Below are 14,950 nucleotides of genomic sequence, written 5' to 3'. Positions count from 1 at the left end.
AATTGAAGCTCCTAAAAAAAATAATAGCTAATCCTATAATCAGGTTATCGTCTTTAAATTCGGTAAGTGTACTTATGCGTATTGCGGGGGGATTCCTTTCAAGTAAAATGATAGCTATTTTTTTAGGCCCTTCCGGGATGGCGTTGACGGGCAGCCTGCGTAACTTTCTCACTTCAGTAGATACTTTTTCTACGTTAGGGATACAAAATGGCATTATTACCTATACCGCGAAGTTTGAAAAAGAGGAGGAGCAGCTGGCAAGGGTTGTATCTACAACAATTATTACCCTGCTTATTTCAGCCATATTTTGTGGCGCGTTGCTAATAGTTCCGGCGACGGGGTGGAGTTCCTGGGTATTTAACGGCAATAGGGGGTATGCATGGATATTCAGGGTCTTAGGGTGTGTACTACCCTTATATAGCGGAAGTATCGTTTTTATTTCGTTCTTAAACGGGCTTGGCAAGCACCACAAAGTTATTTACCTTAATATCGCGGGAAATTTTTTCGGGGTGCTTGTTTCTGCACTGCTTATATGGAAAATGGGGGTGTCAGGGGCATTTTTAGGCCTGGTAGCTTCGCCTGTACTCTTAATGTTCCTTAGTATTTATCCCTTATACAGCAGCATAAACATGCGGCTTTTACTGCAAAGAAAATACTTTGATATTGCAACATTAAAAAACCTCTCTGCTTATAGCTTAATGAGTTTTGTTACCGCACTTGTGGCACCGGTGGTATACATATCGTTAAGGAACACTATTATTGACAACGCCGGCCTTAGGGAGGCAGGTTATTGGGAAGGCATGGGCAGGCTGTCTTCGTTTTACCTTACTTTTGTTACAACATTAATTACCGTTTATTTTTTGCCGAAACTCTCAAAAGCAGTAACAATAAACGAAACAAAAAGTATTTTCAGGAGTTATTATAAAATTGTGGTGCCCATATTTATTGCCGGCATTGTACTTATATATTTTCTTAAAAATCTCATTATAAAAATTACACTTTCAGCCGATTTTTTGCCCATGTCGGGCTTATTTGTGTGGCAATTATTCGGCGACTTGCTAAAGGTATGTTCTTTTATACTGGCCCAGGAATTCTTTGCGCGCAGGCTAACCAAAATGTATATTGGCACGGAGCTATTTTCGTTTGCGGTTTTTTATACCTCGGGGCGTATTTTAATTCCATATTTTGGGGCAGAGGGTGCCGCAATGGCCCATTTTGTTACTTATCTTATCTACTTTATGGTATTGCTTATTTTATTCAGGAAAAAAGTGTTTTAGTTTTTTTTTACCCCACACCTCCACATACCTCGCCGCAATCATTTTATATTCATGCTCTTTTTCTATAAAGGCACTGGCACGTTTTCCTATTGCTATAAGTTCATCAGGGTTTTCTATAAGGTGGCTTAATGCATCGGCAATAGCATTTGCATTGGGCAGGGCGTTTATATTTACAGGTTCAGTAAGGTGGTAATGTGCTGTAAATTCGGTTTCGGCGCCGGTAAAAACCACTTTGCCCTTAGCCATGGCTTCAAGGGCGTTATACCCCTGGTCATAAGCATATACCTGGTCCAGCAGTATGTGGGCGCGGTTGTACAGGTTAATATATTCGGCATAAGGTATGTTTTCGGTAATAATTATTTCTACCTTATCGGGATATTTATGCCTGATTATTTCTAAAGCTTGCTCAAAATAATGTATCCCTTTCTTCGTATAACTCAGCCGGTTGATGCCTAAAAATATAACCACTTTGCCAGTTACCGAAAGGGGCGAAAATGCTATCGCCTCAGTATTAATGGGGTTCGGTATAAAATGTGTGGGGTAGCCCATTGCCTGCATGGGCAGTTCATAATCCAGGTCGGATGTAATGATGGCGTTAGCCCTTCCTGCTATCCATGCAAACAGGTCGCGATGGGGTTTAGTAAGATATTTAAGGGAGTAGCTGTAATAATTTTTAAGGCTTTTATCTTTAAAGTAGGGTGTAAGTACAGAGTATTTTATTTTACCCGAAAGGTTGTATGCTATAACAGGCGTTTCGTCGCCGCACACCAGCAGGCTCATGCTGTCAGCATTTTGTGCAAACAATTTTTGCAGCAGCCGTTTTGCCAGCCATGGCGGGGTTTCGAGCGCGTCGCTGTTTATAAGCTGTACATGGTCGTAACCCTTTAATTTGGGCAGTAACCTATAAAACCGTATGCCTTTTTCCCAGCGTTCCAGGTCGGCACCTGTAAGTTTATACACGCCGTTCTTAAATTTTTTTAACCACCCGTTTTTAAAAAGTGCAGGGCTTACAGATAATCCGCTGGCATAGCCCTTAAACCCGTCGCCGGGGCTAACTATTACTGCAGTGTGGCCCAGCGCCTCAAGCCCTTCCTTAAGCGAATTGTGCAACCGGCTGTATTCGCCTACTAAAAGTATTTTCATCCGCGGCGGTTAAAATTTTTATATTTGCTGATGTAAATATAAAACATTGGCAGGAGCTTTTAAAAAATCGGATATCGAAATATTGCTGTCTACCATGCACAGGGACAGCCTCGATTTTTTAATACCTATGTTTCCGTTTGCACATTTTTCTGAATTTAAAATACTTATCATCAACCAGACTTCGCCGGATAAGCAGCTGATTTCACCATATCCCGGTGTGCGGGTTGTCAATTCGTTTGAAACGGGGCTGTCTAAAAGCAGGAACCTTGCGCTAAGCAATGCAACGGGCATTTTATGCGTTATAAGCGACGATGATGTGGTTTTTAAACCCGGATTAGAAACGGCCATACTCACTGCTTTTAATGAAACCCCTGCCGCCGCGCTAATAGCATTCAGGGCAGAAAACGGTGCGGGGCAACCGTATAAAAAATACCCATTGGAAAGGGTAAGCAACCCTCCGGCGCTAAAGAGGCTCAGCATCATGTCGATAGAAATGGTGGTAAACAAAAAAAGTATAGATAAATACAAGATAAAATTTGATGAACGTTTTGGCCTGGGCAGCCCGTTTATTATGGGCGAAGAAGCTATATTTGTAAACACACTTTACCAAAAGCCGGCTAAAATTGTAATGGAGCCGGCTACTATAGTTGCGCATAATGCCGCCGATACCCACAGCCGTATCCCGGTAGCGGGAAAGTACTATGTGCAGGGTGCGCTGTTTTCGGCACTGTATGGCTCTGGATGGATTTTTTGGGTACTTTTAAAACTGGCCTTTGAAATAAAGAATAAAAAAATAAAGCTTAGCAGGGTTATTAGCGCCATAAAGGCAGCCCGCAACGGCCGGAAAGCATATTTAAAAACATGAAGAATACCACGCTTAGCGATATTAGTATAATCGACTTTCCGGTAGTTAATGATTACCGGGGCAACCTTGCCTTTATACAGGAAGGTACCATACCCTATACATTTAAGCGCATATATTATCTTTTTGATGTGCCGGCGGGGGCAGAACGAGGCGGGCACTGCCACATTGCACAGCACGCCATACTTATAGCCCTGAGCGGCAGCTTTGATGTACTACTTGACGATGGCACCAATAGGCAAACCTTTACGCTTAACAGGCCCTCAAAAGGGCTGCATATTGTAAATGGTATTTGGCGGGAGCTGCAAAACTTTTCTTCAGGCGCGGTATGCCTGGTTATCGCGCAGGATGTTTTTGATGAGGCCGATTATATTAGAGAATACCCAGATTTTTTAGCTTCTAAACAATGAAGCTGCTCTACGTAGTACCGAGGCTGGGCGGTGCCGGGGGTATGCAACGGGTGTTGCTGCTCAAGGCGGGGTATCTTGCCGATAAACTGGGCTATGATATTACGGTACTTGTTACTAACCCTGATTTGCAGGAGATACTATTTGAGGTATCCCCCCGGTTAAAAATTGTTTACCTGCAGCCCCAAAGAGGCAATGTGTTTTCTTACTTTTTGTCGTATTGCAAAGGGGTTAAAAAAACGGTTTCCGGTATACAGCCAGACGTTGTGGTAATGTGTGATAATGGCTTAAAAAGTTTTTTTTTGCCGTGGTTGCTACCCAAAAAAATACCGCTCGTGTATGAAATGCATGCTTCGAGATTTTTGATAGAAAAGGAAATAAGGCAAAATAAGCTGCTCAGGATGATCCCCCCCCGTGCATTGCTCAATTTTGTTTTTTCACGGTACAGGCAGGTTGTTACCCTAACACAGGGAGGCAGAGCCGAATGGCAGTTTAAAAACAGTACTGTAATTTCAAATTCGTTATGGTTCAGCCCTGCGGGGCAAAACCCGCTTACGTCAAAAAAAATTATAGCTATGGGCAGGCACTCACAGGAAAAGGGATATGAAAGGATGTTTAATATTTGGAAAAAAGTATCGGAATATTTTCCTGACTGGACGCTCGAAATTTATGGAGCCTATAATCCTGATTACAATTTGATATTATTAGCGGATGAAAATAAGCTGGAAAATATTATTTTTTCGGAGCCGGTTAAAGATATTGAAGCAACGTACAGCCACGCATCCATTAGCATAATGACATCAGTTAGTGAAACCTTTGGCCTGGCGCTGTTAGAAGCTATGGCGTGCGGCGTGCCCTGTGTAGCTTATAATTGCCCCACAGGCCCTGCGGAACTAATATGTAATGGTGTAAACGGTTTTCTTGTAGAAGATGATGACGAACGTGGATTTATTAGCGCCCTACAGCAGCTTATGTATAGCCAGGAATTGCGGCTACAATTTGGCAAAGCCGCGAAACAGAAGGCAGCTATGTATAATTTAGAGGCCATTATGCAGCAGTGGAACAACTTGTTTACATCATTAGCTAATGGTGCATAAATAACCCAGCCGGTAAAGGTCTAAGCAAAAAAGATCATGGTTTTTATTCATTATCCGTTTTTTAAGCAGGGGTTCAAACAGCCTGAATGCTACCGCTACAACGCCGCGCAGCCTATATTTGCCCAGTTGCCTGTAGTAACGCAGTAGCGGATTGATGTTTTCTATGCCCTCTTTATCTGCCAGCAGTTCTTTGCGTATGCGTACTGATTCAAGGCATTTTGCAAAAAAAACAGTATCTTCTTCTAAACCCAGGTGGTAAATAGGATTATCTATATGCACTACTGCTACCTTGTTTTTATACAGGCTGTAACTAAAGTAGTTGTCCATGCCATAAAAATTGCGGTTTTCAGGGTAGTTGTTTTGCAGGAAAACGTGCTTTGAGGTTAAAAAATTTCCTGAAAATACGCTGGTATAGGGTTTTTTATTGCGCTCTGCGGCAGCTTTCTCTTCGCGGGCCCTCCCATATTTAAGGCGCAATGCGGGCTGCCCCGATTCCTGTTTATAAGCATAGCCACCCATAACCACGGTGTTACCCTTATTTATAAACGGAAGGTAACGGGTTATGAATGCGCCATCGGCGGGCATAACATCGGCGTCAAGGAAAAGCAGGGTGGTATATACTGCCGCTTCGGCCAGTTTTTTTCGGGTAAGGGTACGCCCCAGGTTAACTTTGTTTTGTATAAAACGGCAGTGGCTCCATACTGTTATCCCGCTGTTTTTAATACACAAAGGAGAGCCCGGGCTATCGTCTGCCACAATAATTTCAAAGTCAATGCCTGCCTTTAAACATTGTGTGTGTACTGCCTGTACCAGTGGTGTAACGTCATAGTTATAAGCAGGTACAAGTACAGAGAGCATTGTGTTAAAAGTTTGGGCAAAAGTAGTAAATAAAGCGATACCTGTTCTTATAAATTACGGCTATACCGTATATTTGGGGTCAAAGTTTATATAATGGACAGAACCGAAATAGCTACCCTGGTTTACAATACGCTACTGGAAAATAAAGCCCGCCTTATACAGCAGTACAGCGATAGTAAAGGCGCCATAGGGTATTTTTTTGTAGACGATGTATTGCCGGAGGCCCTCGCCCTCCAAATTTATACCGCTTTTCCCGCCACACATGATATGGTACTTAAAAAAAGCCTTCGCGAAGATAAGTATGTGGCCGCCCAGATGAATAAATATAACCCACTGCTGGAAGATGTTATTTATGCCTTTCAGGACAGGAGGGTAGTGCAACTGGTTTCTGAAATTTGTAATTTAAAAGATATTTACCCCGATGAGTACCTGTATGCGGGAGGCATTTCTGTCATGGCGCACAGGCAGTTCTTAAACCCCCACCTTGACAATTCGCACGATAAAGACCGGCAGCGCTGGCGCGTGCTAAACCTGCTGTATTATGTAACGCCGGGCTGGGAAGAGAGCTATGGCGGCAACCTTGAACTTTGGCCCGACGGGCTTAAAGGAAAGCAGGTTAGGGTGCACAGCAAGTTTAACAGGCTTGCGGTAATGGCTACGCATAATGCATCGCTGCACTCAGTTTCACCTGTCGTTTTTAACGGGGTAAGATGTTGTATATCAAACTACTATTTTTCTGACCATGCCCTGCATGAAGCTGATACCTTTCATGTAACGTCTTTTAGGGGCAGGCCTGAAAACAAGCTTACCGATATAGCGCTACAGCTTGATACCATGCTGCGTACCGGCATCCGTAAAATATTTAAAAAAGGTATTGTAGAAAACCCGCATGTGTATAAAAAAGGCGAAAAGTAAGTATTATACCGTCCGTTGCACCACCTCAAACACCGTACCTTCATCGCACTTAAGCGTCTTGGCCGGAAATTTCATAATCAGGGCATAGTCGTGCGTGGCCATTACTATGGTTTTGCCGTTTTGGTTTATTTCGCGCAGTAGCTGCATTACCTCTACACTGGTTTGCGGGTCAAGGTTACCGGTGGGCTCGTCGGCCAGTATCACTTCGGGGTCATTAAGCAATGCACGTGCCACGGCTACACGCTGCTGCTCCCCACCCGATATCTGGTGCGGCATTTTGTGCAGGGCATTTTTCATACCTACCTTATCCAGCACCTCGTTTATCTTAACGTCCATTTCGGTCTTTTCCTTCCAGCCGGTAGCTTTCAGTACAAAAAGCAGGTTTTCGTGCACTGTCCTGTCCGGCAATAGCTTAAAATCCTGAAATACGATACCTATTTTGCGGCGCAGGTAGGGTATATCGCGCTCACGGAGGTTGGCCAGGTCATAGTCTACGAATGTGCCTTGCCCTTCCCTTAGCTTAAGGTCGCCATACAGGGTTTTCATAAGGCTGCTTTTGCCAGAACCTGTTTTGCCGATGATGTAAATAAATTCACCGCGGTTAACGTCAAGGTCTATATTAGTAAGCACAGCGTTATGCTCCTGGTATATGTTTACACTTTTAAGCGATAATATGGGATGAGACATGGTGTTTGTAAAATTAGTTGTGTAAAAGTAGTAATAAACCTCGGGATACAAAATAAATTTAAACAGGGGCAGGCACAGTTATTGGTTAATTTTGGGTTAAAGTTTATACTATTATTACAACGCAAACAGTGCCTGTAGTATTGCAACAGCCCTGATTACGGCCGGTTTGGGCGTTTATTTCACAAAACCAGCCTCATACTAAAAGGGCAAAGGCCTCCGTTTGTTTATGTAAGAATTGGTATATTTGGCTTACCTAAAAACAAAACACACATGCGCAGACTAAACAGGCTATTGCTGCTTTCCATTCCCTTTGCGGCGCTGGGCCTCCGGGCACAGCAATCTACTATTTATACCCACCAGCTAAAAGAGTATGATAAGGCTGTAACACTGTACAACGACAAGCAGTACCAGGCGGCGCAGATACTTTTTGAGAAGGCAAAAGAAAACAATGACGAATCTGATGTGCAGGCAGACTGCGCGTTTTATATTGCCGAGTGCGCCATAAAGCTGAACCAGAAGAACGCCGATGTGCTGATGGAAGACTTTGTTGCAGACTACCCTGTAAGCACCCGCCAAAACCAGGCGTATGTAGATATTGCCGGGCTGTACTTTAGCCGTGGCAGCTATAAGCAGGCACTGGAATATTATGATAAGGTAGACGAAAACGCATTGGGCGATACTGACCGTGACCGGTATAACTTCCAGAAGGGGTACAGCTATTTTAGTAACGGCGATAAAAAGGAAGCCGACAAATACCTGCAAAAGGTTAAGGATTCTAAAGTGTATGGCAGCCAGGCGAAATATTACTTAGGTTTCCTTGCTTATGAAGGCGACGATTATAAAAAAGCCACGGCCTATTTTGAGCAGGTAGAGGATAAGGAAAAGTACAGCGAAAAGATGTCGTACTTTCAGGCGGATATGGCCTTTAAGGAAGGCAACTTCCAGAAAGCGATAGACCTGGGCTTACCACAATTGCCCAAAAGCGATGCCAATGAAAAAAGCGAACTCAGCAAAATTATTGGCGAAAGCTATTTTAACCTTGGGCAATATGATAAAGCCATCCCTTACCTTAAAAACTACAGGGGAACCAAAGGCAGGTGGAGCAATACCGACTTTTACCAGTTGGGTTACGCCTATTACAAGCAGAGCGATTATGCCAATGCGATAACCGAATTTAATAAAATAATAGGGGGTAAGGATGCCATTGCGCAAAACGCCTACTACCACCTTGGGGAAAGCTACCTGAAAAGCGGCCAGAAACAACAGGCGCTTAACGCGTTTAAGAATGCCAGCGAAATGGAGTTTGAGCCAAAGATTCAGGAGGATGCGTTCCTTAATTATGCAAAACTGAGCTATGAGATAGGCAACCCCTACCAGAGCGTACCGGGAGTGCTGGGCGCATTCCAGGAAAAATACCCTGCGTCGCCATTCCATCAGGAGATACAGAATTTGCTTATCGACTCGTATATCAGTTCTAAGAATTATACCGAGGCGCTTTCGTTATTAGAAAAAAATAAAACCCCTGAGAACAGGATCGCCTACCAGAAGGTAACCTTTTACCGGGGTATGGAATTGTATACCGATGGCAACTACCAGGAAGCGCTTGCCCTGTTTAAAAAGAGCATAGCCGAACAGCGCGACCCGCGGATTACAGCACGTGCAACATTCTGGCAGGGGGAAACCCAGTATGGGCTGGACCAGTTTAGCGAAGCCCTTATAAGCTTTAAACAGTTTAACGGTATGGCTGCGGCCAAGACTACGCCTGAGTATAAGAACATTAACTACAATATTGCCTACGCTTACTTTAAGCAGAAGGAATATGAACAGGCGGCTAAGTTTTTTGGCGATTATGTAGCCTCCGCTAAGGATGATAAAGTTCGCATAAACGATGCGTTGCTACGCCTTGGCGACAGCCAGTTCGTTACCGCAAAGTACTGGCCGGCTATGGAGGCCTACAACAAGGCGATTGAAATGAATGGTATAGACGGCGATTATGCGCTCTTCCAGAAAGCGCTGAGCTACGGCTTTGTGGCGCGTAACGAAAAGAAGATTGAAGACCTTACCGCCTTTGTGGCGAAGTACCCTAAATCTAAATATGCCGATGACGCGCTGTATGAACTGGGTAATACCTATGTAACCGAAAAGCAGACCCCGAAAGCCATAGCAGCGTATGAAAGGCTTATTGCCGAATATAAAACCAGCAGCTATGTAAGCAAGGCGCTTATGCGTGAAGCGCTAATATATTATAATGCCGAACAGGACAATAAAGCTCTTGCCAAGTTTAAAGAGGTGGTAGCTAAGTTCCCCAACACTCCTGAGAGTGTAGAGGCGGTACAAACAGCACGCCTTATATATGTAGACAATGGCCGTACCGATGAGTATGCCGCATGGGTAAAAACACTCAACTTTATAGATGTAAGCGATGCCGACCTTGATAACACCGCTTTTGAGGCTGCCGAAAAACAGTACCTGCAAAACAATACCAAGCAGGCCATAGCATCGCTAAGCAGTTATGTGGCTAAGTTCCCTAACGGGATATCGGCGCTTAAGGCGAATTTCTATTTGGCGCAGTCGTACTATGCCGATGGTCTTGAAGCCAACTCAATCCCAAACTATGAATATGTAATATCTAAGTCGCGCAGCGAGTTTACCGAGCAGGCGCTGGCAAGGCTTTCGCAAATTTATGTAAAGCAGGCAAATTGTGCTAAGGCAACCCCGGTACTTAAAAGGCTGGAGGCAGAGGCCGACTTTCCGCAGAACGTAACCTTCGCGCAGAGCAACCTGATGAAATGCTATTATGATACCGAAGATTATGCCAATGCCGTGGTATATGCTGATAAGGTTTTGGCAAACAGCAAAACCGAAGACCGTGTTAAAAGCGATGCGCAGATTATTGTAGCACGCTCGGCGGTTAAAACCAATGACGAGCCTAAAGCCCGTGCGGCGTATGCAAAACTGCTTACCATAGCAAAAGGCGAGCTTGCTGCCGAGGCGCTGTATTATGATGCCTACTTTAAAAATAAGGACAGCAAGTTTGATGATAGTAACAAAGCTGTGCAAAAGCTGAGTAAAGACTACAGCGGCTATAAATATTTTGGAGCAAAAGGCCTTGTGGTAATGGCTAAAAACTATTACGGCCTTAAAGACAGCTACCAGGCTACCTACATACTGGAGAGCGTTATCAAGAATTTTACAGCCTACGCAGATGTGGTGGAAGAGGCACAGAGCGAACTTGACAAAATCAAAGGCCAGGAAGCCCAACGCAATTCATCCATCCAAAACTAAGACACGCCATGAAGACAGCATATAAAATAGCCATAATAGCGGCAATTGCAGCCACACAGGGTGCATACGCGCAAAAGAAAGACGAAAATATAGGTACAGAGGTGGTAAACGTGGTTAAGCCGTATACCCCCACAATATCTGATGCCTTTAAAGTAAAGGAAACCCCGGTTATAGAAGACGAGGAGAACAGCACCAAAAAAGAGATACAGTATAACATCTTTTCGTATCCGGTAGCGTCAACATTCTCTCCCGCAAAGGGCAGGGCTGCGGCAGTAGATAAGGAAGCCCGCGAAAAATACTTTAATAACTATGCCACGCTGGGCCTGGGCAACTATGGTACCATAAACGGTGAGATATTTGTTACCCAAAACCTTGACGATGGCCAGTACGTGGGCGGGTTGCTGCGGCACCTTTCGTCGCAGGGAGGTATTGAGGGGGTAAAGCTCGACAATAATTACAGCAACACCGGCATAGACCTTACTTACGGCAACCGCCAGAAGGAATATACCTGGAGCACCGACCTGGGCTTTCAGCATCAGGGCTACAACTGGTATGGGTTGGATTATTCATTGTTTGATGAAAATGCGACGTCTACCGACCTTGATGTAAAACAAACCTATAACACGGCTTATGTGGGCGGTAAGCTTACCATGCGCGATGGCTTTTTTCATGAGGCACAGGCGCAGTACAAGCGCTTTTGGGATGGGTTTAACTCTGCCGAGAACCGGTTTTTTATTACGCCATCGTTCGATATAGACATATCTGAAACCAAAGTAAAGTTTGACGTGGTGGCGGATTATGTGGGTGGTGATTTTGATCATTACTATTTTGCCCAGGATGCCATAACCTACAGCAACTTTAACCTCGGCATACAGCCCAGCATACAGTACCAGAATAAAGATCTTGCAGTACAGTTTGGCGCAGGGGTGTTTTACAGCATGGGAAAACAGAATGAGGAGAGCAAAAATAAGGTATACATCTATCCGCAAGTTAAAGGTAGCTTTAAAGTGGTGGGCGACCTGATGGTGGCTTACGCCGGCGCGGAGGGTACGCTGAAACAAAACTCCTATGCCGACTTTGCCGGTCAAAACCCGTTTGTATCGCCTACGCTTACTGTAGCCCCTACAAACCAGCAATATGATATTTATGTAGGCTTAAAAGGTAAACTGGCCAGCGCTATAAGCTATAACCTGCGCGGCTCATACATGAACGAAGACGACCGGGCATTTTTTGCGGCTAACAATCCGCTGGAAATTGCCACCGGTGCTACTTCGCTTAAGGGATACCAGTATGGCAACTCATTCACACTTTTGTATGACAACCTGAAAACAGTGAGTTTCTTTGGCGAACTTAAAGCCGATTTTAGCAATACCGTACGTTTTGGTATTAACGGCACCTACTTTAATTATACAACAGACCAGGCCGAAGCTTGGAACCTGCCGTCTATTAAAGTAGGCGCTAACCTTGATGTAGACATTACCGAAAAATGGTATGCCGGTACAAACATATTCTTTGTGGGCGACCGTAAAGACCGTATATTTACAGTAAGTTCGCCTGATCCTGCTTTTTATGACCAGCAGGTGGTAACCCTTAAAAGCTATTTTGATGTAAATGCTAATGTAGGCTACCATTATAACGACCGCCTGACAGGCTTTATAAAGCTGAACAACATTACCGGCCAAAATTACCAAAAGTGGCTATACTACCCGGTGCAGGGTTTCCAGTTTATGCTGGGGGCAACGTATAAGTTTAATTTATAAGAACGCTATAACCCAAAGTTCCACAAAGAAGGCACAAAGATGCTCAAAGAGTAAAACCTTTGTGTAGCTTTGTGCCTTCTATGCGTTTCTTTGCGGAATAAAATAATATGGATTCACTCAAACACAAAATACTCGCTTACTACAAACAGCAGACGGGCGATAAACTTGATGCATTTCGTGATATGGTGGCCGCCCTAACCGAAGGCGCCGCTAACGATGCAAAAGGGTCTGCCGGAGATAAGCACGAAACGGCACTATCAATGATGCACCTGGAGCAGGAAAAGCTGAACCATAAGATTGCCGAATTTTTAGAGCAGAAAGCACTGCTCGATAAAATTAACCCTGACGTAATTAACGACAGGGTAGTGGTAGGCAGCCTGGTAAAGGCAAATGGCTTTCACCTGTTTGTAAGTACTGCACTGCCTAAGATAACAGTAGATGGGGTAAGCATCATAGCGCTGTCTCCCCAGTCGCCGCTGGGCGGTATGATGCTGGGTAAAGTTGTGGGCGATACTTTTGAGGTGAATGGAACGAAGTATCTTATCAGTGAGGTAGTGTAATCTGACTGGTAAATTGTATATACCTGAAGCAATTGTTTATTCCACGTGAAGGCGTGAAGTTAATAAGGGCATAGCTTGCGTCTTTGCACCTTTGCGTGAAAAAATACCTTATATCTTAGAACCATCGTCAAGATGGTTTTTTTATGTTTTGTAATCTATGACACGCTTATTACCCTACTTTGCTTATAGATTAATAGAAAACAGATACTTTAAATTTAAATATGAAAGCTTATTTATAGTATGTGTTTTATAATGTAAACCAAAACCGCAACTTTGTCTTGTTGAAATAGACCAAATAAAAGGTTTTAACATCAATTTTAAAGAGACGAGTAGTATGTGCGGAATTTTAGCAATTATAGGAAAGGGAAAAGACGAGGCGCTGGTAAAACAGTTATCTAAAAGGATGTCGCACCGCGGCCCGGATGAAAGTGATTTGCATGTGACCGAAAAAGGGCATATACTGAGCCATGAGCGTTTATCTATCATCGACCTGCATACCGGCAAACAGCCGATACAGGGCACTACCGATGCATGGATGGTACACAACGGCGAGATATACAACCACCAGCAGCTGCGCGATACCGTTCTTAAAGGGCACACGTTCCGCACTACTTCCGACTCTGAAGTTATCGTTCACCTGTATGAGGAGTTTGGTTATGATTTTTGCCACATGCTCGATGGTATGTTCACTTTTGTGGTGATAGACGGCGATGATTATATTGCAGGGCGTGACCCGCTTGGTGTTAAGCCGTTATATTACGGTGTTGACGACCGGGGCAGGATGTACTTTTCAAGCGAAATGAAGTCGATAGCCGACCAGTGCAAAACGTTCTCTACTTTCCCTCCGGGGCATTATTATACCGCTAAAACCGGATTTGTAAAATACTACAAGCCCGAGTGGGAAGATGCCGCAAAAGGTGTTGAAGAAGTGGACTACGAAGCCATTCGCACTACACTAACACAGGCGGTAGAAAAAAGGCTGATGAGCGATGTGCCTATCGGGGTGCTGCTTTCGGGCGGGCTCGATTCTTCGCTTACCTCTTCAATAGCCGCAAGGTTATTAAAGGATACCGGCAAGCCGCTGCACTCGTTCTCCATAGGCCTTGATGCCATGGCGCCCGATGCCGTTGCTGCCCGTTCGGTAGCCGAATTTTTAGGCACACAGCACCACGAAGTGCATTTTACCATAGAGCAGGGCATAGAGATACTTGATAAGTTAATCTGGCACCTCGAAACCTACGATGTTACCTCTATACGTGCCAGTACACCCATGTACTTTTTAAGTAAGGCAATTACCGAAAAAGGCATTAAGGTAGTACTGAGCGGTGAGGGGGCTGATGAGATATTTGGTGGGTACCTGTACTTCCGCAATGCGCCGTCGGCGGCGGAGTTCCACCAGGAAACAATAGACAGGGTACAAAAACTGTTTACGGCCGATTTGCTAAGGGCAGACAAGAGTACCATGGCGCACGGACTTGAGGCGCGCGTACCGTTCCTGGATAAAAAATTCCTGGAGCTGGCCATAAAAATTAAACCGGAAGAGAAACAGCCAAAGACCTACGATGGCGTTGAAAAATATATTTTAAGGAAAGCATTTGATACCCCTGAGCAGCCGTATTTGCCGGACAGCGTACTGTGGAGGCAAAAGGAGCAGTTTAGCGATGGGGTAGGGTATAACTGGATTGACACTTTAATAGAGTACTGCGCAAGCCAGGTTACGGATGAGGAGCTGGAAGCCGCCGCACAGCGTTTCCCGTACAACACCCCGGCCACTAAAGAGGCGTATTATTACAGGAGCGTGTTCCATAAGCATTTCCCGCAGGTAAGCGCCGCGCAAACCGTAAGGAAATGGATACCAAAGTGGCAGGCGAATACCGACCCAAGTGGCCGCGCCAATGCCGCACACGTACAAGCCGATACTGCCATAGCGCAACAGAAGATAGTAGTTTAATTTCAGGTTTTTGGAATTTAGTTTGTTTGTTTGTGGAGACACCCCTGCTAACGCGGGGGTGTTTTGTTTTTATATTTTATGACCGGCATATAAGTTTACGCAAAGGTTGCTTAGTTTTAATAAAATGTTAATAACTTAAAAGCTAATT

At 44.5% G+C, this 14,950-nt stretch carries 12 protein-coding genes; 9 read left to right on the top strand and 3 right to left on the bottom strand.

From position 1 onward, the window contains the following. Positions 1-2: 2 nt before the first annotated feature. Positions 3-1,277 (top strand): O-antigen translocase, encoded by a 1,275-nt coding sequence (locus tag ACLI09_RS10235; RefSeq protein WP_411419521.1) that lies wholly within the window; start codon positions 3-5, stop codon positions 1,275-1,277. On the opposite strand, the gene ACLI09_RS10230 is transcribed toward ACLI09_RS10235, so the two are convergent. Beyond that, entirely contained in the window at positions 1,254-2,420 is a 1,167-nt protein-coding gene (locus ACLI09_RS10230; protein WP_411419520.1) for a glycosyltransferase, read from the bottom strand. The two genes, ACLI09_RS10235 and ACLI09_RS10230, sit on opposite strands and share 24 nt — an antisense overlap. Positions 2,421-2,466: 46 nt before the next feature. On the opposite strand from ACLI09_RS10230, the gene ACLI09_RS10225 reads away from it, so the two are divergent. From ACLI09_RS10225 to ACLI09_RS10215, 3 genes are read left to right on the top strand one after another with little or no spacing between them, the layout of a single operon-like run. Continuing rightward, positions 2,467-3,285 carry a glycosyltransferase gene (locus ACLI09_RS10225; RefSeq protein WP_411419519.1) on the top strand — a complete coding sequence of 273 codons (819 nt, stop codon included), beginning with the start codon at positions 2,467-2,469 and terminating at the stop codon, positions 3,283-3,285. After that, positions 3,282-3,692 carry a sugar 3,4-ketoisomerase gene (locus ACLI09_RS10220; RefSeq protein ID WP_411419518.1) on the top strand — a complete coding sequence of 137 codons (411 nt, stop codon included), beginning with the start codon at positions 3,282-3,284 and terminating at the stop codon, positions 3,690-3,692. Before ACLI09_RS10225 ends, ACLI09_RS10220 begins: the two co-directional genes overlap by 4 nt. Then, positions 3,689-4,786, top strand: a complete 1,098-nt coding sequence (locus ACLI09_RS10215; protein WP_411419517.1) for a glycosyltransferase — start codon at positions 3,689-3,691, stop codon at positions 4,784-4,786. Before ACLI09_RS10220 ends, ACLI09_RS10215 begins: the two co-directional genes overlap by 4 nt. On the opposite strand, the gene ACLI09_RS10210 is transcribed toward ACLI09_RS10215, so the two are convergent. Next, positions 4,769-5,644 carry a glycosyltransferase family 2 protein gene (locus ACLI09_RS10210; protein WP_411419516.1) on the bottom strand — a complete coding sequence of 292 codons (876 nt, stop codon included), beginning with the start codon at positions 5,642-5,644 and terminating at the stop codon, positions 4,769-4,771. The genes ACLI09_RS10215 and ACLI09_RS10210 overlap by 18 nt on opposite strands. 93 nt (positions 5,645-5,737) lie before the next feature. On the opposite strand from ACLI09_RS10210, the gene ACLI09_RS10205 reads away from it, so the two are divergent. Then, the gene (locus ACLI09_RS10205; protein ID WP_411419515.1) at positions 5,738-6,559 is read left to right on the top strand and encodes a 2OG-Fe(II) oxygenase; all 822 of its coding nucleotides are present in this window, start codon (positions 5,738-5,740) and stop codon (positions 6,557-6,559) included. 3 nt (positions 6,560-6,562) lie between these two features. On the opposite strand, the gene ACLI09_RS10200 is transcribed toward ACLI09_RS10205, so the two are convergent. Beyond that, the gene (locus tag ACLI09_RS10200; protein WP_411419514.1) at positions 6,563-7,246 is read right to left on the bottom strand and encodes a cell division ATP-binding protein FtsE; all 684 of its coding nucleotides are present in this window, start codon (positions 7,244-7,246) and stop codon (positions 6,563-6,565) included. 270 nt (positions 7,247-7,516) lie between these two features. Between ACLI09_RS10200 and ACLI09_RS10195 the strand changes: the two genes are divergently transcribed. From ACLI09_RS10195 to asnB, 4 genes are all read left to right on the top strand, one after another. Further along, complete coding sequence (locus ACLI09_RS10195; RefSeq protein ID WP_411419513.1) at positions 7,517-10,531, top strand: tetratricopeptide repeat protein; 3,015 nt, start codon at positions 7,517-7,519, stop codon at positions 10,529-10,531. Positions 10,532-10,539: 8 nt separating this feature from the next. Beyond that, positions 10,540-12,291, top strand: a complete 1,752-nt coding sequence (locus ACLI09_RS10190) for a TonB-dependent receptor (protein ID WP_411419512.1) — start codon at positions 10,540-10,542, stop codon at positions 12,289-12,291. Positions 12,292-12,398: 107 nt separating this feature from the next. Further along, on the top strand, positions 12,399-12,851 hold the full coding sequence (locus ACLI09_RS10185) for a hypothetical protein (protein WP_411419511.1): 453 nt from the start codon (positions 12,399-12,401) through the stop codon (positions 12,849-12,851). 334 nt (positions 12,852-13,185) lie between these two features. Beyond that, positions 13,186-14,802: an asparagine synthase B gene (asnB, locus tag ACLI09_RS10180; RefSeq protein ID WP_411419510.1), complete on the top strand. Its 1,617-nt coding sequence runs from the start codon at positions 13,186-13,188 to the stop codon at positions 14,800-14,802. Positions 14,803-14,950 lie beyond the last annotated feature (148 nt).

Source organism: Flavobacterium sp. RHBU_24 (assembly GCF_046613695.1).
In the GTDB taxonomy this organism is placed as follows: domain Bacteria; phylum Bacteroidota; class Bacteroidia; order Flavobacteriales; family Flavobacteriaceae; genus Flavobacterium.
This window is presented reverse-complemented; position numbering and strand designations above follow the sequence as displayed.

Excerpts from the sequence above, each read along its gene's own strand:
- ACLI09_RS10230 (WP_411419520.1), bottom strand. The coding sequence starts at position 2,420 with ATGAAAATACTTTTAGTAGGCGAATACAGCCGGTTGCACAATTCGCTT.
- ACLI09_RS10220 (WP_411419518.1), top strand. The coding sequence starts at position 3,282 with ATGAAGAATACCACGCTTAGCGATATTAGTATAATCGACTTTCCGGTA.
- ACLI09_RS10215 (WP_411419517.1), top strand. The coding sequence starts at position 3,689 with ATGAAGCTGCTCTACGTAGTACCGAGGCTGGGCGGTGCCGGGGGTATG.
- ACLI09_RS10210 (WP_411419516.1), bottom strand. The coding sequence starts at position 5,644 with ATGCTCTCTGTACTTGTACCTGCTTATAACTATGACGTTACACCACTG.
- ACLI09_RS10205 (WP_411419515.1), top strand. The coding sequence starts at position 5,738 with ATGGACAGAACCGAAATAGCTACCCTGGTTTACAATACGCTACTGGAA.
- ACLI09_RS10200 (WP_411419514.1), bottom strand. The coding sequence starts at position 7,246 with ATGTCTCATCCCATATTATCGCTTAAAAGTGTAAACATATACCAGGAG.
- ACLI09_RS10195 (WP_411419513.1), top strand. The coding sequence starts at position 7,517 with ATGCGCAGACTAAACAGGCTATTGCTGCTTTCCATTCCCTTTGCGGCG.
- ACLI09_RS10190 (WP_411419512.1), top strand. The coding sequence starts at position 10,540 with ATGAAGACAGCATATAAAATAGCCATAATAGCGGCAATTGCAGCCACA.
- ACLI09_RS10185 (WP_411419511.1), top strand. The coding sequence starts at position 12,399 with ATGGATTCACTCAAACACAAAATACTCGCTTACTACAAACAGCAGACG.
- asnB (WP_411419510.1), top strand. The coding sequence starts at position 13,186 with ATGTGCGGAATTTTAGCAATTATAGGAAAGGGAAAAGACGAGGCGCTG.